Consider the following 17,312-nt stretch of genomic DNA (forward strand, 5'->3'; position numbering starts at 1 on the left):
TCAGACCGTGACGGTGGCCTCGGCGCCCTGCGACGGCACGAACAGGGTCGGCTTGTCGCCGGCCAGCGCGCTGCAGCAGGTGTCGATCATGAGCGCGGAGACCACGTACGGGTCCATGTTCGCGTTCGGACGGCGGTCCTCGATCCAGCCCTTCTTGGCCTTCTCGACGGCCCACGGGATCCGGATGGACGCGCCGCGGTCCGAGGCACCCCAGGAGAACTTGTTCCACGGGGCGGTCTCGTGCTTGCCGGTGAGGCGGTCCTGGATGCCCGTCCCATAGTGGGTGACGTGTTCCATGACGCGGGGCGCGAGCGACTCGCAGACGGTGACGATCGCGTCCCAGCTCTCCATGGTCTGCTTGGTGGAGAAGTTGGTGTGCGCGCCGGCGCCGTTCCAGTCACCGAGAACGGGCTTCGCGGCGAAGGACACCGTGGTGTTGAAGTCCTCGGCGATGCGGTGCAGCAGCCAGCGGCCCAGCCAGATGTGGTCGCCGATGGTCGGCGCCGGCAGCACGCCGATCTGGAACTCCCACTGGCCCATCATGACCTCGGCGTTGGTGCCCTCGATCGCGAGGCCGGCGTCCAGGCAGGCCTGGGTGTGGCGCTCGACGATGGCCCGGCCGGGCATCTTCTCGCCGCCGACGCCGCAGTAGTACGGGCCCTGCGGCTCGGGGAAGCCGACCGCCGGCCAGCCGAGCGGCCGGCCGTTCTGGAAGAACGTGTACTCCTGCTCGATGCCGAACATCGGCTTCATGTCGGCGTACTTGTCGGCCACCGTGCGGGCGATGGCACGGGTGTTCGTCGGGTGCGGGGTGAAGTCGGTCAGCTGCACCTCGCACAGGACGAGCACGTTGTCGCCACCGCGCAGCGGGTCCGGAACGGTGACGACGGGCTGCAGCACGCAGTCCGAGTTCGAACCCGGGGCCTGGTTGGTGCTGGAGCCGTCGAAGCCCCAGATCTCCGGCTCCTTGCCGCTCTTGACGATGCGGGTCTTGCTCCGCATCAACGGCTCCGGCTCGGTGCCGTCGATCCAGATGTATTCGGCCTGATAGCTCACTAGTACTCCCCGTGGTTGACGTGTCACGTGACGGAGCGACTGTGTGATCGGCCGGGGGAGGGCCGACCCCGGCCGCGACTGACGGGAGGGTTCGTCCGGAGCTTGGTCGGGCCCGGTTTCCAATCAGTTCCCGTCTTGTTAATTCTCGGTCACTCGGTTGTTGCCGGGCGGCCAAAGCCGTGCCTCGAAGCGAATACCGGTCGAGCCGCGACAGATGCGGAACGGAAAAGCGGCTGTAACGAGAGAAGGCCCGTGTCCAGGGGTTCATGGACACGGGCCCCGCCTCATCGGCTGATCCCGCCACGGCCTTGCCGAGGATATTCCGGCGGGTCTGACCACAGGTCTTCGCCGACCAGTCGGAGGTCCGGACCACGGGTGCGGAGCGGAGGTCCGGCGCGGAGCAGTCCTAGGTCATGCCGAAAGGCGCCGAAAGCCACCGTGGGCCACCGTGCTCGGTGTGCCGAGAGGCCGCGGAACCTCATTGGTGACGCCGGTGGAGGACCGGGACGGAATCGAGACTCAGATGTCGTAGTAGAGGCTGAACTCGTAGGGGTGGGGCCGCAGCCGGATGGCGTCGACCTCGTTCACCCGCTTGTAGTCGATCCAGGTCTCGATGAGATCGCCGGTGAACACGTTCCCCTCGCGGAGGAAGTCGTTGTCGGCCTCCAGCGCCTCCAGGACCTTCTCCAGGGAGCCGGGCACCTGCGGGACGGCGGCCAGTTCGTCCGGCGGGAGCTCGTAGAGGTCCTTGTCGATGGGGTCCGGCGGGTCGATCTTGTTCTTGACCCCGTCGAGACCGGCCATCAGCATCGCCGCGAACGCGAGGTACGGGTTGCAACTCGGGTCGGGCACGCGGAACTCGACCCGCTTCGCCTTCGGCGAGTCACCGCCGAGCGGGATCCGGCAGCAGGCCGACCGGTTGCGCGCCGAGTAGACGAGGTTGACCGGGGCCTCGTAGCCGGGCACCAGCCGCCGGTAGGAGTTCGTGGTGGGGTTGGTGAAAGCGAGCAGGGCCGGCGCGTGGTGCAGCAGCCCGCCGATGTAGTGCCGGGCGGTGTCGGAAAGCCCGCCGTAGCCGTTGGGGCTGTAGAAGAGCGGCTCGCCGTCCTTCCAGAGGCTCTGGTGGGTGTGCATGCCGGAGCCGTTGTCCTCGAACAGCGGCTTGGGCATGAAGGTCACCGTCTTGCCCCGGGCACGGGCCACGTTGCGGATCACGTACTTGTAGAGCATCAGGTTGTCGGCCGTCTTGAGCAGCGTGTCGAACCTGATGTCGATCTCGGCCTGGCCGGCGGTGCCGACCTCGTGGTGCTGCATCTCGACGGTGATACCGACGTCGAAGAGCACCCGGCTCATCTCCGAGCGCAGGTCGGTGAAGTGGTCCGTCGGCGGCACCGGGAAGTAGCCGCCCTTGAAGCGGGGCTTGTAACCGAGGTTGCCGCCCTCCTCCTTGCGCGCGGTGTTCCAGGCGGCCTCGACCGAGTCAACGGCGTGCATGGAACCGTACGGGGTGTAGTCGTACCGCACGTCGTCGAAGATGTAGAACTCGGCCTCGGGCCCGAAGTACGCGGTGTCGGCGATGCCGGTGCCGCGCAGGTACTCCTCGGCCTTCCGCGCGATGTTGCGGGGATCCCGCGAGTACTGTTCCTTGGTGATCGGGTCGTGGATGAAGAAGGTCATCGCGAGGGTGGAGTGCTCGCGGAAGGGGTCGACGAAGGCCGTCCGCGGGTCCGGCAGCAGCAGCATGTCCGATTCGTGGATCGCCTGGAAACCGCGGATCGACGACCCGTCGAACATGAGACCGTCACTGAAGACCGACTCGGAGAAGACCTCCGCCGGGATCGTGAAGTGCTGCATGACGCCGGGCAGGTCGCAGAACCGTACATCAATGAACAGAACTTTTTCGTCACGGATATAGCGGAGTACGTCGTCGGCGTTCGTGAACATCCACCCTCCAGCGTTCTTCAGGCTTCCAATGACTGACAGAGTACGCTCTGATCGGTTGCGTGGCGTCACCGCGTGGCGCGTCGAGGGAATCAACGCACTGTTTCGTGGATGTTACGTTAACGGCGTTGGTGACGTTCTGTCATGGCCCTGGTGGCGCGAGCGGGCGACATAGGCTTGCGCGGTGGGACGCGCACTCGGAGGTTGGCTGGAGGGCCCCGGTCTGCCCCGGGACACGCCGCCCGGAGCCCGGCTCGGGCTTCCGGCGGACGGGCCCGGTTCAGTGGTGGGCTTCGGGCCCCGGATCATTGCGTACATCGTCGACGGCGTGCTGGCGAACCTGCTGGTCGGCCTGCTGTTCGTGGTCGGGGTCGACGCGGCTGCGGACATCCGTGGCCTGGCGATCTACGGTGCCTTCCTCCTGGAGGAACTGGTGCTGGTCACGGTGGCCGGGCAGACGATCGGCATGCGGCTCGCGGGGATCAGGGTGATCCGGGTGCGGGACTTCGGACGGCAGAGCTGGCCGTGGATCCTGGTCCGGACGCTGCTGTTGGCCCTGCTGGTCCCGGCGTTCATCTGGGACCGTGACCTTCGCGGCACGCACGACCGCGCCGCGGGCACGGTCGTCGTGCGGGACGAGATCGTCCCGTCGAAGGCCTGACTGACAGGCCGTGGAGACAGCCGCGGCCTGAGCGGACGGCGAGACACCGACGCCCACGTCCCCGAGTGGGGACGTGGGCGTCATGACGTTGATGGGCCGCCGCGACCGCTGGCCGCCGCCGCGGCGTGGCGGGCAGGTTCAGCGCGGGCGGCCGCCGCGGGGGATGTTGCGCGGGATCGGGCCTTTCGGAATCGGCAGGACGGGGCTGCTCACGGCCCGCAGCCGGCGCTCGAGGGCGTCCACGTCGCGCTTGCGCAGCTCACGGCGCAGCCGCATGAGGGTGCTCTGCAGCTTCGGCAACGGGATCTCGCCCTCGCCGTTGCCGACGATGTAGTCGACCATCGGCGCCTCGCCGACGATCTTGCGAATGCGTCGCTTCTCGGCGGCGAGCAGCTCCCGAGGCCCGCGCCCGCGGCCCTCCGCGATGAGCACCACGCCGGCTCGGCAGACCACGCGATGGACCACATCCTGGTGCCGGTTGACCCCGACGGCGGGGGTGAGGCGCCAGTCACCGCGCATGCGCTCCACCACGCCGGCCGCCGCGCCGGGCTTGCCTTCCATCTCCGCGTAGGCGGTCTTCTGGACCCGGCGGCTGAAGACGTTGAGGGCCACCACGATGCCCAGCAGGATCGCGATCGGCAGCCAGACATACAGGGGGCCGACGAAGACTCCGAGCAGCACGCCGATCACCACCGGCACGGCCAGCCCGAGCAGGCTCAGCCAGAGCACCTGCGGATCGCGCTGCCGGGTGATCTTGTAGACCATCCGGATCTGGGCGAGCCTGCCCGGCGCACCGGCGCCCGCGGCATCGCCGCCGGACGCGGGACCGCTGGCCCGGCCGGCCTTCTCCGGCTGGTCGGCCTTGCCCGACCCGGCCTTCGAGCCCGCCTTGGCACCGGACTTCGCACCGCCGTTGCCGGCCCCACCGTTCTTGGCGGCCCCGCCGCTCCTGCCAGCCCCGTCACTCCTGCCAGCCCCGTCACTCCTGCCAGCCCCGTCACTCCTGCCAGCCATGGTGCTCCGCTCCGGGCCACGTGGGCCATCGCCAGCCGCGCCCGGTCCGTTCCGCCCCGCGGCGCTGGCCTTGCCCGACCGGCGGGACGACCCGCCGCCACTTGTTCCGTTCCCACCCACGGCCGCGAGCGCCGGCTCCCCGCCGGCACCGGTCGGCTTCCTCCGCAGCGCCATAGGCGCGAGCCTACGGCCTTCGCGGGCCCGGCTGGTGCCCGGTCGGCGCCTGCGGGTCAGGAACGTGCGGCGGCGGCGGCGCGGGCGCGCGGCGGGGAGACCCGAGGCTTGGGGGCGCGCCCGGTGGAGCCGCGGGTTCCCGGGGCCCTGGCGGCCGCTGGCCGCGGCGCCGACTCCCGCTCGCGCGGCGCCGGGAAGTCGCCCCCGGCGGCGGCTGCCACCGGGCGGGTGACCAGCGGCGCACCCGTCCTCGCCTCCGCGGGTATGCCTGCGTGGGCGGTCGTCGCCGGCGGGACCGCCGGCGACGGGACGGACGCGTTCGCCGGGGCGGGAACCAGGCCGAAGGCGGATACGGAGATCTGGTCAACCCAGCGGTAGCCGGTCGTGACGTGCAGGTCGGTGGCGGCCCGCCAGGCGTTGTGGCGAGCTGTGCGCTGGCCGCCGTGCGGCAGGACGAGAAGAGTCAGTTCCTCAAGGGCGGTGAGGAGTGAGCGGAACACGGTGTCGACGACCTCCCGACGCGGTCGTGGAGCCCGAGGCGGGACCGGTGCCCCGCCGGAACAGCACTGACTGTGAAGGGCGCGAGCGCCGCCGATCACTCCCGCAGTTGGCGGAGATGACGGGGGTGCCCACGCCACGGCGAGCCCCGTGTCTTGTGACCGCCGCGTGACGCAGGCACGAGCCTAGTCGTCCGGGGTAGTCATCACCAGCGCACTCGTCACCCGGTGTGAGAGTCGTGCGACACACTTTGGGAGGTAACCGCCTCACCCCGGGCAGTTTCACTACGGAATGTAATCGCCTGCTGGTAGAGGCGGCCGGCGCGGTAGGAGGAGCGGACGAGGGGGCCGGACAGGACGCCGGCGAAGCCGATCTCGGTGCCGCGTTGCTGCCAGGCGATGAACTCGTCGGGGTGTACCCAGCGTTCGACGGGGTGGTGGCGGGGGGTGGGGCGCAGGTACTGGGTGATGGTGAGCAGGTCGCAGCCGGCGGTGTGCAGCGCGGTCATCGCGTCCTCGACCTCGTCGTCGGTCTCGCCGAGGCCGAGGATGAGGTTGGACTTGGTGACGAGGCCCGCGGCGCGGGCGCGGGTGAGGACGTCGAGGGAACGTTCGTAGCGGAAACCGGGCCGGATGCGGCGGAAGATCCTGGGGACGGTCTCGAGGTTGTGGGCGAGGACCTCGGGGGTGGCGGTGAAGACCTGGTCGAGCTGGTCGGGGTTGCCGGCGAAGTCGGGGATGAGGACCTCGACGCCGGTGCCGGGGGAGTGGGTGTGGATCTGTCGGACGGTTTCGGCGTAGAGCCAGGCGCCGCCGTCGGGGAGATCGTCGCGGGCGACGCCGGTGACGGTGGCGTAGCGCAGGCCCATGGTGGTGACGGATTCGGCGACGCGGCGTGGTTCGTCGGTGTCCAGCGGGGTGGGGCGGCCGGTGTCGATCTGGCAGAAGTCGCAGCGGCGGGTGCAGGTGTCGCCGCCGATGAGGAAGGTGGCTTCGCGGTCTTCCCAGCATTCGTAGATGTTGGGGCAGCCGGCTTCTTCGCAGACGGTGTGCAGGCCGGCGCCGTGGACGAGGCTGCGGACGTCGGTGTATTCGGGGCCGGTGCGCAGGCGGGTGCGGATCCAGGGGGGTTTGCGCTCGATCGGGGTCTGGGCGTTGCGGACCTCGAGGCGTAGCAGCGGCCGGCCCTCCGGCACGACTGGCGTGGCCGTCATCCGGCTGCTCCTCCTTCGATGTTCCCGGCGCCGACCAGTGCGTCGGTCTTCGGCTGCCGACGGGCCTGCGCCTCGCGGCCGGCAGCCAGGTAGTCGGTGATGGCGCCGGTCAGGTGGCGCTCCACCACCGGGCGGGCGTCCGCCACCGTCACCGTGCGCCCCAGCTCCAGGCTGAGGCTGGTCACGCCCGCGTCGGAGATACCGCACGGCACGATCCGGCCGAACGAGCCCAGGGCGGGGTCGCAGTTGAGCGCGAAGCCGTGTGTGGTGACCTTCCAGCTCACCCGGACACCGATGGCGGCGAGCTTGCGGGTGCCGTCGACCGTCCAGACCCCGGTGCGGCCCTCGACCCGGCGGGTCGCCACGCCGAACTCGGCGCAGACCGCGATCAGGCCGGCTTCCAGCATCCGGACGTAGGCGACGACGTCCAGCGGCATCGGGAGCCGGACGATCGGGTAGCCCACGAGCTGCCCGGGACCATGCCAGGTGATGCTGCCGCCGCGGTCGACGTCGACGACCTCCGCCCCGTCCACCGGGCGGTCGGCGGGGTCGGTGCGCCGGCCCGCCGTGTAGACCTCGGGATGCTCGAGGAGGATCAGCGCGTCCTCGCCGCGCCCGTGACGGCGCTCCTCGGCCAGCGCGCGCTGCCTGCCCCAGGCTTCGTGATAGGGAACGACACCCAACTGCAGGACATCCACGTCCCGAGGGTACGCCGGTGGGACGACCGGCCCGGCCGGCAACGGACGAGTGGCTCGTCCCACCGCCTTCGGATCGGTCTCAGGCCAGGGAGGATGTCAGTCCGGCAGCCGCCGCGGTGAGACGCGCGTCTCGACCGCGGTCGCGCCCGGGCCCGGCTCGACCCGCCAGGCGTGGACGTCCGGCCGGTCCGAGACGGCCTCGACCAGCTCGGTGCCGCGGAAGTGCAGGCCGACGCCGTCGTCGGTGGCCCAGCCGGCGGGGAGCGTCCCGTCGGCCACGAGCCGCTGGTAGAGCGGGCGGCGGGCGCTCTCGGAGTCGTAGTGCGGGGTGTTGCTGTGCGGCAGCAGGCCCAGGCCGTTCGTGACCGGGCGCAGGTCCGGGCCGAAGGAGTCGGTGGTGCCGCCGACATGCCAGCACAGCGACCCGGCCGAGACACCGCCGAGCACCACGCCGGCCTCCCAGGCCTCACGCAGGATCTCGTCGAGGCCGTGCACCCGCCAGAGCGCGAGCAGGTTCGCCACGCTGCCGCCGCCGACCCAGATGACGTCCTGGGCGAGCAGGTGGGCCCGCGGGTCGGCGACGTTCGGCATCGGGAACAGCGCCAGGTGGGAGACGGCGACGTCCGGCCGGTCCCGGTTCAGCGCCGCGTAGCCGCGGGCGTAGGCGGACTGGTCGTCGCCGAGAGCTGTCTGCAGCAGGCACAGCCGGGGCCGGCCGGTCGGCTCCGCGAGGGCGATCGCGTGATCCAGCAGCGGCCCGACCTTGGCCCCCCACCTGCCGTCGGGCTGGAAGCCACCGCTTGTCGCGAGGATCTGCACAGCTGACTCCTGGTTGAGTTCGGCTCCTGGTCGGCCGAGTGCCCGGCCGGCTCGCTCCCACCGTTCGGAACGAAGTTATCCACAACAGCGAAAAGTGTCCTGCGAGGGTTGCCGGTTCGGCCTAGCGTCGACGATCGTGACCTTCACGGACGATTCCGGCGATCGGCCGGGCCGGCACGGCGGTGATCCCACGGTGCCGGGCATTATCCTGCGCCACCGGCGCTACGACGCCGGGGCCGGTGAGGTCTGGGCCGGTCGTGTCGAGCAGCTCGGCGCGGACGTCACGGTTCGGTACGTGCGGCTGCCGGCGGATCCGCTGGTGCGTGCCGAAGCGCTGGGGGAGATCCGGCGCCAGCTCGACGTCCGCCATCCGCACCTGGTCTCGGTGACCGACGCGATCCGGACGGCGGACGGGCTGGCCGTCGTGGCCGAGCCGGTGCCCGAGACCGTCAGCCTGTCCCGGCTGCTCGCCGCCCGGGGCCGGCTGGAGCCGGGCGAGGTCGTGACGATCGGCCTGCCCGTGGCGCAGGCACTCGCGGCGGCACATGGCGCCGGGCTGGTCCACGGCGAGCTGACCGCGCTGGACATCCTGCTGGAACCGAACGGCCGGCCGGTGCTCGCCGGCGTCGGCGTCGCCGCCCTGACCAGCCCCGGCGGGTCTCCCGCGGACGACGTGCATGATCTCGCGGAGCTTCTGCTCGGGGCCATGAGCCAGGCCACCGGCCCCGACGCGGCCGCGGTCGCGGTGGCGGTGGCGATGGCGCTGATCGACGATCCGCTGCGCCGGCCGTCCGCGGCCGAGCTGGCTGCCGGCCTCGCACGCAGTGCCACGCCCCTGCCGATCCGCATGACGGGCGTCTCGCCCGGCGGCTCCGTGGGCAGCGAGATCGAGCTCGCCTCCGACGCGTGGATCGACGAGGCGGAGCCGGCGGCAGACGCCGGTGATGATCTCGATGGTGACCGCGACCGCGACCCGTGGGCCACGGGGCCGGAGTGGCAGGCCGGCCATCGCCACACCGCGCGTGCCCAGGGTGGCGACGGCGAGGTCGTCGGTGGGGACGGGGCCGGCGGGCGGCTGCTGCCACCCCCCGGCGGCGATCCTTCCGAGGTCGCTGTTCCGGACGTCTGGGCGGGCGGCGGGGCCGACGCGGCCTGGCAGGAGCCCGGCGAGCCCGCTTCGCCGCCGTCGGAGGGCATCGCGGCGGGCACGGCGGCGGGCGAACCCGCGGGTACGCCCGCCGGCCCCGGCGCGGGCGCGGCGAGCGGTCGAACCCAGCCGAGAGACGGCCGGACCGCACCCTCCGATCCGTCCGAGCTGGTGGGCTCGCTGCACCCGGTGGGCCGTGATCGCCGCGGCGGCAAGGCGGTGCGTCGTGGCGGGCGGTCGGCGGCCCCGGCACCGTCGGCGGCACGGCGGGCGGGCCGGGCGTCCGGGCGGGTCCGTGGTGGCACCCGTGGGGGCCCGGCGGGGCGTTCGGGGCGGTCCGGCCGTGGTGGGCGGAACCGCCTGCTGCTACCGGCGATCGGCTGTGTCGGGCTCGTGGCGGTCGTCATCGCTGTCGTGCTGATGAACGGCGGCTCCGACCGGGCCGAGACCCGCCAGGCCGCGGCGGCCGGCGGCGGGGGAGGGCAGGACCCGAGCGCGACACCGGTGAACGGGCGGTCACCGGAGCAGGCGTGGCGGGCGGTCCTCGAGGAGCTGAACGTCGCGCGAAGCAGGGCCTTCGAACGCGCCGACCTCACCGCACTGGACGCGGCGGACGCACCGGACAGTGCCGCGCTGCGCACCGACCAGGCAACCGTCCGCACGCTGCTGGAGAAAGGCGCACATTCGTCGCCGGTACGGATTCAGATCATCGACCTGGAGATCCAGCTGGAACGCGCGGATCAGGTCGTGCTGCGCGTGACGGAGAGCGTCGAGGCGTACAACTTCATCAACGCCGGCGGCGCGGTTCTGGCAAGCGAACCGAGTTCGCCGGCGAGCATCAAGATCCTGACGCTCTGGCGGACCAGCGGAGGCTGGCGGCTCGCGGGCAGCGAGTCGGTTGCGCCTGGCTGACCGGGTCGGATCAGCCGCCGTGGTGCAGGGCGTCCTCCAGCGCCGCGGCGAGGTCCGGGTGGGCGAAACGGAAACCCGCGTCGAGCAGGGCGGCCGGTGCGAGGCGCTGGGAGGCGAACACCCCCTCGTCGGCGAACTCGCCGAGCGCCAGCCGCAGGGCGGCGCGGGGAACCCGGGCGAACGCCGGGCGGTGCAGCGCCCGGGCCAGGGTGGCGGTGAACTCGGCGTTGGTCACGGGCTGCGGGGCGACGAGGTTGACCGGCCCGCGTACCCCGTCGGTGTCAAGCAGGAAGAGCGCCGCCGTGACGGTGTCGCGCAGGCTGATCCAGCTGAGCCACTGCCGCCCCGGGCCGAGCTGGCCGCCGGCACCCAGGCGGAACAGCGGGAGCAGCCGGCCGAGCATTCCGCCGCGGCCGGACAGCACGACGCCGGTACGCAGCCGCACAACCCGGATTCCGCTCGCCTCGGCCGCCGCGGTGGCACCCTCCCAGCCGCGGACGAGGTCGGCGAGGAATCCGACGCCCGCACCGGCGGACTCGTCCAGCGCTGGTCCGGTCGCCCCGGCGGGGCTGCCGTACCAGCCGATGGCGCTGCCGGAGAGCAGGACGCGCGGCGGTACGGCGAGACCGGCGAGCGTCTCGGCGAGCAGCCGGGTGCCCTCGATGCGGCTGGCGCACAGGACCTGCTTGTAGCTCGCGGTCCAGCGGTGATCGCCGAGGCCGGCGCCGGCGAGGTTGATCACCGCTTCGACGCCCTGGAGCTCGCCTGGATCCAACTGGCCGGCCAGGGGATCCCAGCGGATCTCGCCCGGGCCCCGTGGCGGCCGGCGGACGATCCGGACGACCTCGTGGCCGTCAGCCCGCAGGGCTGGCAGCAACGCGGAACCAATGAGCCCGGACGATCCGGTGACGGCCACCTTCATCTGTCCGGGCTCCTCGGCTCGTTCGGCCTGCTTGTTCGGCCTGCTCGTCAGGCCTGCTCATCGGGCCTGACGTGCAGGCCTGACCGCTCGGCTACAGCCCGAGCTCGGCCTCGAAGGCACCTTCCTCCAGCCGGCTCGCCACCGCGGTCAGGAAGCGGGCCGCGTCGGCACCGTCGACGATCCGGTGGTCGTAGGTCAGGGCCAGGTAGACCTTCGACCGAACCGCGATGACCTCACCGAGCTCCGGGTCCGTGACGACGGCCGGCCGCTTGACGACCGACCCGGTGCCCAGGATCGCCACCTGAGGCTGGTTGAGGATCGGGGTGTCGAACAGCGCGCCCCGGCTGCCGGTGTTCGTCAGCGTGAACGTGCCACCGCCCAGGTCGTCCGGAGACACCTGGTTGGCGCGGGTGCGGGCGGCGAGCTCGTCGATCTTGCGTGCCATGCCGCTGAGGTTCAGGTCGCTGGCGTTGTGGATGACCGGGACGACCAGCCCGCGGTCGGTGTCGACCGCGATCCCCAGGTTCTCCGCGTCGTGGTAGGTGACCGTGCCGCCCTCCAGATCGATGCTGGAGTTGATCACCGGGTGCTCGCGCAGCGCCTCGCAGGCGGCCACGGCGAAGAACGGCAGGAAGGAGAGCTTCACGCCCTCGCGGGCCAGGAACGCGGCCTTGGCTCGGTCGCGCAGCTTCGCGATGCGCGTGACGTCGGCCTCCACGACGGTCGTGAGCTGCGCGCTGATCTGCAGCGACTCGACCATCCGGCGGGCGACGAGCGAGCGCAGGCGGGTGAGTTTCTCGGTGCGCCCACGGGCGGCTGCGGCGGCCGCGGGGGCCGGCACCGGCGCGGCCGCCGGGCGAGCGGCAGCGGCAGCGGGCACGGGAGCGGGAGCGGGAGCGGGCACGTGCGCGGCGGGAGCCGGCGGGGCTGCCGCGGCCTTCGCCGCATCCTGGATGTCCTGCTTGGTGATGCGCCCCCCCGGCCCACTGCCGGTCACGATGCCGAGGTCGACACCCAGCTCGGCGGCCATCTTGCGGACCAGCGGCGTGACGTACCGGCCGAGGCCGTCGGCACCGGCGTCCGCGGTGCTCGCCGCGACCGGAGCCTGCGACGGAACCGGAGCGGGGGCCGGCGGCGGTGGCGGGGTCGGCGCGGGGGCCGGTGCCGGGGCCGGCGGGGGCGGCGGAGCCGGGGTGGGCGCGGGCGGCGGCGGGGGAGCGACGGCCTTCGGCGGCTCGGGGGCGGGCGCGGGCTGCGCGGCCGGAGCGCTGGGGGCGGCAGCCGCGGCGGCACCATCCTCGATCACGGCCAGTTCGACGCCGACCTCGACGGTCTCGTCCTCGGCAACCTTGATCGAACCGAGGATGCCGGAGGCCGGCGCGGGGATCTCGGTGTCGACCTTGTCCGTGCTCACTTCCAGCAGCGGCTCGTCGGCCTCGACGCGCTCGCCTTCCTTCTTCAGCCAGCGGGTGACCGTCCCCTCGGAGACGCTCTCCCCGAGGCGGGGCATTGTGACGGAAACTGACATTCTGACAACGACTCCTTCGTCGCGCCCGACGTCGTGCCCTGCTGCCCGGTCGGGCTGTCAGGGACGAACGGCGGGCACCGCAGGCTAACTGTGGACGTGCAGTGGCTTGCCGGCGAGAGCGAGGTGCGCCTCACCGAGCGCCTCGGAGAGGGTCGGGTGCGGGTGGATCAGCTGGGCGACGTCGGTCGGGTAGGCCTCCCAGTTGGTGATGAGCTGGGCCTCGGCGATCAACTCGCCCACCCGGTCGCCCACCATGTGGACGCCGAGGACGGGCCCGTCCTGCGCCGAGACCACGGTTACCGCTCCCGACGAGCGCAGGATCCGTGCTTTGCCGTTTCCTGCCAGGTGATAGGTGGCGGTGTCGACTTCACCGAAACGCTTGCGCGCGGCGGCGACGGTCAGGCCGACGGATGCCACCTCGGGGTGTGAGTACGTGACCCGCGGAACGTTCACGTAGTCGACCGGCACCGGGTCGAGCCCCGCGAGCCGCTCCGCGACCAGGATTCCCTCGGCGAACGCCACGTGGGCGAGCTGGAGCCCCGGCCGAAGGTCCCCGAGCGCGGAGACCGTCGGCAGGTTCGTCCGCAGCTGGGGGTCGACGACGACGTGGCCGCGGTCGGTGGTGACGCCGATGCGCTCCAGGCCGAGCCCGGCGGAGACCGGGCCGCGCCCCACGGCCACCAGGAGCAGCTCGGCGTCGATGGTCGCCCCGTCCTCGAGGACGACCGTGACCCCCCGGTCGGTGGTCTTCGCGTCCGCGAACGGCACACCGAGACGTAGTGAGATGCCGCGCCGGCCGAAGGCGCGCTCGAGCAGCTTCGAGCTGGCCTCGTCCTCGGCCGGCACCAGATGGGGCAGGGCCTCGACGATGGTCACCTCGGCGCCGAACGAGCGCCAGACCGATGCGAACTCACACCCGATCGCGCCACCACCGAGGACGACCACCGACGCGGGTACCCGCCCCAGCGCCAGCGCGTCGTCGCTGTCGATCACCGTGCGGTGGTCGATCTCGAGACCGGGCAGGGTCCGCGGCGCCGAACCGGTGGCGAGCAGAAGGTGTCGGCCTTCGATCAGCCGGTCCCCGACGGCCACCGCCGTCGGGGACACCACCTGGCCGGCTCCGGCGACGACCTCGATGCCGCGGGAGTGCACCAGCCCGGTGAGCCCCTTGTACAGACCGTCCACGACCGAGTCGCGGTATCGCGCCACGCCGGCCGGGTCGATACCGCCCAGTGTCGCGTGGACCCCGAAGGCGGCGCTGTCGGCGACGGTGTCCGCCACCTCGGCCGCGTGCAGCAGCGCCTTGGTCGGAATGCAGCCGCGGTGCAGGCAGGTGCCGCCGAGCTTGTCCTTCTCGATCAGGACGACCCGCAGGCCCAGCTCCGCGGCCCGCAGCGCGGCGGCATACCCGCCGCTGCCACCACCGAGGATGACCAGATCGACGGGACCGGCCGCTGTGTCCGCCACGCGAGGTCCCTTCTTCGACGACTTGCGGACGCCAGGGTCCCGGCATGGCGGCGGCAGGAGCGTGGCCGTCGTCATGGCCGGTGAGCCCAGCCGGAACGACTGCGCATCGGGGGGACGAACGCCCCCCATGCACAGCTGTACCGGCTGGGTCCAGTCTTTCACGAGCAGGCGGCCTGTCTGGGCTCCACGACGCCGACTGTGCCGCATCACGCCACCGAGATGTGGCGCGGCTCACCCCCGATGGCCCGACCTGGCTGCCCGGTCGGATCTCGCGAACCCACAGGGTGACCACGCGGACCAGCGGGGTGACACAGCGCCACCCGGTGGGGTCAGGAGGTCGCCGCGCGGTCCTCGGCCAGCTGGACGAGGGTGCGCACGATCGCCCCCGTGCCCCCCTTCGGCGTGTAGCCGTACGCCTCGCCGCCGTTCCAGGACGGGCCGGCGATGTCGACGTGCGCCCAGGGGATCTCCTCGGGCACGAAGGCGGCGAGGAAGTGCGCGGCCAGCAGCATCCCGGCGTCGCGGTTGCCGCCGGGCGCGACGTTCGTCAGGTCGGCGACCACCGAGTCGAGGCTCTTGCGCAGCTCCGCCGGCATCGGCATCGGCCACACCGTCTCGCCCGCACGCCCGGCGGCGGTGACGACGGCGTCCGGTGCGTCACCGCGGCCCATGACGCCGCTGGTGCGGGTGCCCAGGGCCACGATCTGCGCGCCGGTGAGCGTGGCGACGTCCACGATGAGTGCCGGGTGGTCCTCGCTGGCGCGGGCGAGCGCATCACCGAGAACCAGCCGTCCCTCGGCGTCGGTGTTGAGCACCTCGACGCGCTTCCCGCCGCGCAGAGTGATCACGTCGGAGGGCCGGATGGCCTCGCCGGAGGGCATGTTCTCCGCGCAGGGCATCCAGCCGGTCAGGTTGATCGCAAGGCCCAGCCTGGCCGCGGCGATCACCGACGCGAGCACGGACGCCGCGCCGGCCATGTCGCTCTTCATCCATTCCATGGCCACCGGCGGCTTCAGCGAGAGGCCGCCGGAGTCGAAGGTGATGCCCTTGCCGACCAGGGCGAGGTCGGTGGCCGCGACGGCGGCGCCGTCACCGCTGCCCGTGCTCTCGCTGTCGCCCTCGCCGGCGGTCTTCTCGCCGGCGCCCGCGTAGCGCAGGCGGATGAGCCGCGGCGGGTTGACCGAACCCTGACCGACGCCGAGCAGGCCGCCGAAGGCCCCGTCGGCGAGAGCATCCTCGTCCAGGACCGTCACCTCGACACCGACGGCACCAGCCCGTTCGACCGCGATCTCGGCCAGCCGGGCGGGGGAGAGGTGGCTCGGCGGCGTGTTCACCAGGTCCCGGACGAGCGCGACGGACTCGCTGACGATCACCGCCCGCGCCAGGGCGGCCTCGGCCGCGGCGACGGCCGCCGGCTCCTCGACCACCAGGACGATCTCCTGGACGGGGGCCGGCCTGGTCGACGCGGCGCGCAGGCTGTCGAAGGCATAGGCACCCAGCAGCGATCCCTCGGCCGCCGCGCGCAGCGACGACGGGCTCGCCTCGCCGCCGGCGAGCGCCAGCGTGGTGGCGACCCGGGTCGTTCCGGCGAGTGCCCGGACAGCCGCGCCGGCCGCGCGCCGCAGGGCCTCGTGATCGGTTTCCGCGTCGCGCAGGAACGTGCTGTGATCGCCGAGGCCGACCGCGAGGACGGTCGGAGCCGTCAGCGTTCCCAGCGTCGCGAACCGCACGGTGTCGCCCGCGGCGCCGGTCGCCCCGAGATCGGCGAGGATCCGGGCGAGGCGGCCACCGAGCGCGGAGTCGAGCGGCCCGGTCCCGCCGAGAGGCACCGGGCCGTCCGCGCCTTTGGCTATTCCGACCACGATCGCGTCGACGTCGAGATCGGTGAGCGCGGTGGCGGCGACAGAGGTGACGGTCATGGCCTGAGCGTATTGGGCCCGACCGGCAGCGCCCCGGGTGGCGGTGGCCGTCGTGTGGCGGCGGGTGGGATCCTCTGCGCGGGCTGTGACAGGCCGGTTGCCAGGCCGTGACAGGCCTGTTGCCGGGGCGTGACGGGCATCGGGTCGGGGGTCGGTGGTCGACCGGGACATCCGCCGTCGGCGACGGCGCGGCCCGCCGGACCGCTACGCTGCCGCCATGACAGAGGGCGCCAGAACAGAGCTGCGTCGGTCGCCGCTGTACGAGCGGCACGTCGAGCTGGGTGCGAAGATGGCCGGCTTCGGCGGCTGGGAGATGCCGATCGAGTACGCGGGCCGCGGGGTGCTGGCCGAGCACGCCGCCGTGCGTTCCGCCGTCGGTGTCTTCGACGTCAGCCATCTGGGCAAGGCCCGTGTGCGCGGCGCCGGCGCGGTCGACTTCGTCAACTCGTGCCTGACCAACGACCTGCGCCGGATCGGTCCCGGTCAGGCGCAGTACACGTTGTGCTGCGACGAGACCGGCGGTGTCGTCGACGACCTCATCGCCTACTTCTACGCCGATGACGACGTGTTCCTGGTCCCGAACGCCGCGAACACCGTCGAGGTCGTCCGGCGGCTGGCCGCGGCCGCGCCGTCAGGGGTGGCGGTGACGGATCTGCACACCGACCACGGCGTCCTCGCCGTGCAGGGCCCGGCCTCGGTCCAGGTCCTCGCCGCGTTGGGGCTGCCGGCCGACGGCGCCTACATGAGCTTCGCCGACGCCGACTGGAAGGGCCGTCCGGTCGTCGTCTGCCGCTCGGGCTACACCGGCGAGATCGGTTTCGAGCTGCTGCCTCGTTGGGAGGACGCGGTGCCGCTGTGGGACGAGGTGCTGGCGGCGGCGGCCGGCGTCGGTGGTCTTGCGTGTGGCCTTGGTGCCCGCGACACGCTGCGGACCGAGATGGGCTACCCGCTGCACGGCCAGGACCTGTCGCTGTCGATCTCGCCCGTGCAGGCCCGTTCCGGCTGGGCGGTCGGCTGGGACAAGCCGGCCTTCTGGGGCCGCGAGGCGCTGCTCGCCGAGCGCGCGGCCGGCGCGGCCCGCTCGCTGTGGGGCCTGCGCTCGAACGACCGCGGCATCCCGCGCCCGCACATGCGGGTGACCGGTGCCGGTGGCGCCGAGGTCGGCGAGGTCACCAGCGGCACGTTCTCGCCGACGCTGCGTCAGGGCATCGGCCTCGCCCTGCTCGACCGGTCGGTGACCGCGGGCGACACCGTGACGGTGGACGTCCGCGGCCGGGTCTCGTCGATGACGGTGGTCCGCCCCCCGTTCGTCTCCGCCTCCCCGCGGTAGCGGTTGCGGCAGC

Annotated in this window: 14 protein-coding genes; 3 read left to right on the plus strand and 11 right to left on the minus strand. The window is 72.5% G+C overall.

What is annotated here, in order from left to right:
• A complete protein-coding gene (gene glnII, locus ACG83_RS13995) occupies positions 1–1,056 on the minus strand; it encodes a glutamine synthetase GlnII (protein WP_054566673.1) in 1,056 nt (351 codons plus the stop codon).
• Positions 1,057–1,575: 519 nt separating this feature from the next.
• A complete protein-coding gene (glnA, locus tag ACG83_RS14000; RefSeq protein ID WP_006542203.1) occupies positions 1,576–3,000 on the minus strand; it encodes a type I glutamate--ammonia ligase in 1,425 nt (474 codons plus the stop codon).
• 181 nt (positions 3,001–3,181) lie between these two features.
• On the opposite strand from glnA, the gene ACG83_RS14005 reads away from it, so the two are divergent.
• Complete coding sequence (locus ACG83_RS14005) at positions 3,182–3,658, plus strand: RDD family protein (RefSeq protein ID WP_235497891.1); 477 nt, start codon at positions 3,182–3,184, stop codon at positions 3,656–3,658.
• A 138-nt stretch (positions 3,659–3,796) separates the two neighbouring features.
• Here ACG83_RS14005 and ACG83_RS14010 read toward each other — a convergent pair whose 3' ends face one another.
• The 5 genes from ACG83_RS14010 to ACG83_RS14030 all read right to left on the minus strand — a co-directional run bounded on the left by ACG83_RS14010 (position 3,797) and on the right by ACG83_RS14030 (position 8,074).
• On the minus strand, positions 3,797–4,846 hold the full coding sequence (locus ACG83_RS14010; protein ID WP_054566675.1) for a DUF4191 domain-containing protein: 1,050 nt from the start codon (positions 4,844–4,846) through the stop codon (positions 3,797–3,799).
• 56 nt (positions 4,847–4,902) lie between these two features.
• Positions 4,903–5,346, minus strand: a complete 444-nt coding sequence (locus ACG83_RS45795) for a hypothetical protein (protein WP_054566676.1) — start codon at positions 5,344–5,346, stop codon at positions 4,903–4,905.
• 218 nt (positions 5,347–5,564) lie between these two features.
• Positions 5,565–6,557: a lipoyl synthase gene (gene lipA / locus ACG83_RS14020; protein WP_054566677.1), complete on the minus strand. Its 993-nt coding sequence runs from the start codon at positions 6,555–6,557 to the stop codon at positions 5,565–5,567.
• Complete coding sequence (gene lipB / locus ACG83_RS14025) at positions 6,554–7,240, minus strand: lipoyl(octanoyl) transferase LipB (RefSeq protein WP_235497893.1); 687 nt, start codon at positions 7,238–7,240, stop codon at positions 6,554–6,556. The genes lipA and lipB overlap by 4 nt, the downstream gene beginning before the upstream one ends.
• A gap of 111 nt (positions 7,241–7,351) precedes the next feature.
• On the minus strand, positions 7,352–8,074 hold the full coding sequence (locus tag ACG83_RS14030) for a peptidase E (RefSeq protein WP_054566679.1): 723 nt from the start codon (positions 8,072–8,074) through the stop codon (positions 7,352–7,354).
• A 193-nt stretch (positions 8,075–8,267) separates the two neighbouring features.
• Between ACG83_RS14030 and ACG83_RS14035 the strand changes: the two genes are divergently transcribed.
• Entirely contained in the window at positions 8,268–10,133 is a 1,866-nt protein-coding gene (locus ACG83_RS14035) for a protein kinase (protein ID WP_161934756.1), read from the plus strand.
• A 10-nt stretch (positions 10,134–10,143) separates the two neighbouring features.
• Here ACG83_RS14035 and ACG83_RS14040 read toward each other — a convergent pair whose 3' ends face one another.
• The 4 genes from ACG83_RS14040 to ACG83_RS14055 form a co-directional block, all read right to left on the minus strand.
• Positions 10,144–11,055, minus strand: coding sequence for a TIGR01777 family oxidoreductase (locus ACG83_RS14040; RefSeq protein WP_054566681.1), 912 nt, complete (start codon positions 11,053–11,055; stop codon positions 10,144–10,146).
• Positions 11,056–11,146: 91 nt separating this feature from the next.
• Positions 11,147–12,583 carry a 2-oxoglutarate dehydrogenase, E2 component, dihydrolipoamide succinyltransferase gene (gene sucB / locus ACG83_RS14045; protein WP_054566682.1) on the minus strand — a complete coding sequence of 479 codons (1,437 nt, stop codon included), beginning with the start codon at positions 12,581–12,583 and terminating at the stop codon, positions 11,147–11,149.
• 84 nt (positions 12,584–12,667) lie between these two features.
• Complete coding sequence (gene lpdA, locus ACG83_RS14050) at positions 12,668–14,050, minus strand: dihydrolipoyl dehydrogenase (protein ID WP_054566683.1); 1,383 nt, start codon at positions 14,048–14,050, stop codon at positions 12,668–12,670.
• Between the two features lie 329 nt (positions 14,051–14,379).
• A complete protein-coding gene (locus ACG83_RS14055; protein WP_054566684.1) occupies positions 14,380–15,969 on the minus strand; it encodes a leucyl aminopeptidase in 1,590 nt (529 codons plus the stop codon).
• A 217-nt stretch (positions 15,970–16,186) separates the two neighbouring features.
• Here ACG83_RS14055 and gcvT point away from each other — a divergent pair, with 217 nt between their 5' ends.
• The gene (gcvT, locus tag ACG83_RS14060) at positions 16,187–17,299 is read left to right on the plus strand and encodes a glycine cleavage system aminomethyltransferase GcvT (RefSeq protein ID WP_054566685.1); all 1,113 of its coding nucleotides are present in this window, start codon (positions 16,187–16,189) and stop codon (positions 17,297–17,299) included.
• Positions 17,300–17,312 lie beyond the last annotated feature (13 nt).

Source organism: Frankia sp. R43 (genome assembly GCF_001306465.1).
Classification (GTDB): domain Bacteria; phylum Actinomycetota; class Actinomycetes; order Frankiales; family Frankiaceae; genus Parafrankia; species Parafrankia irregularis.

What these genes read in the sequence shown, in the direction of transcription:
- ACG83_RS14040 (WP_054566681.1), bottom strand. Translation starts at nt 11,055, where the DNA reads ATGAAGGTGGCCGTCACCGGATCGTCCGGGCTCATTGGTTCCGCGTTG.
- ACG83_RS14055 (WP_054566684.1), bottom strand. Translation starts at nt 15,969, where the DNA reads ATGACCGTCACCTCTGTCGCCGCCACCGCGCTCACCGATCTCGACGTC.
- glnA (WP_006542203.1), bottom strand. Translation starts at nt 3,000, where the DNA reads ATGTTCACGAACGCCGACGACGTACTCCGCTATATCCGTGACGAAAAA.
- sucB (WP_054566682.1), bottom strand. Translation starts at nt 12,583, where the DNA reads ATGTCAGTTTCCGTCACAATGCCCCGCCTCGGGGAGAGCGTCTCCGAG.
- gcvT (WP_054566685.1), top strand. Translation starts at nt 16,187, where the DNA reads ATGACAGAGGGCGCCAGAACAGAGCTGCGTCGGTCGCCGCTGTACGAG.
- lipA (WP_054566677.1), bottom strand. Translation starts at nt 6,557, where the DNA reads ATGACGGCCACGCCAGTCGTGCCGGAGGGCCGGCCGCTGCTACGCCTC.
- ACG83_RS14010 (WP_054566675.1), bottom strand. Translation starts at nt 4,846, where the DNA reads ATGGCGCTGCGGAGGAAGCCGACCGGTGCCGGCGGGGAGCCGGCGCTC.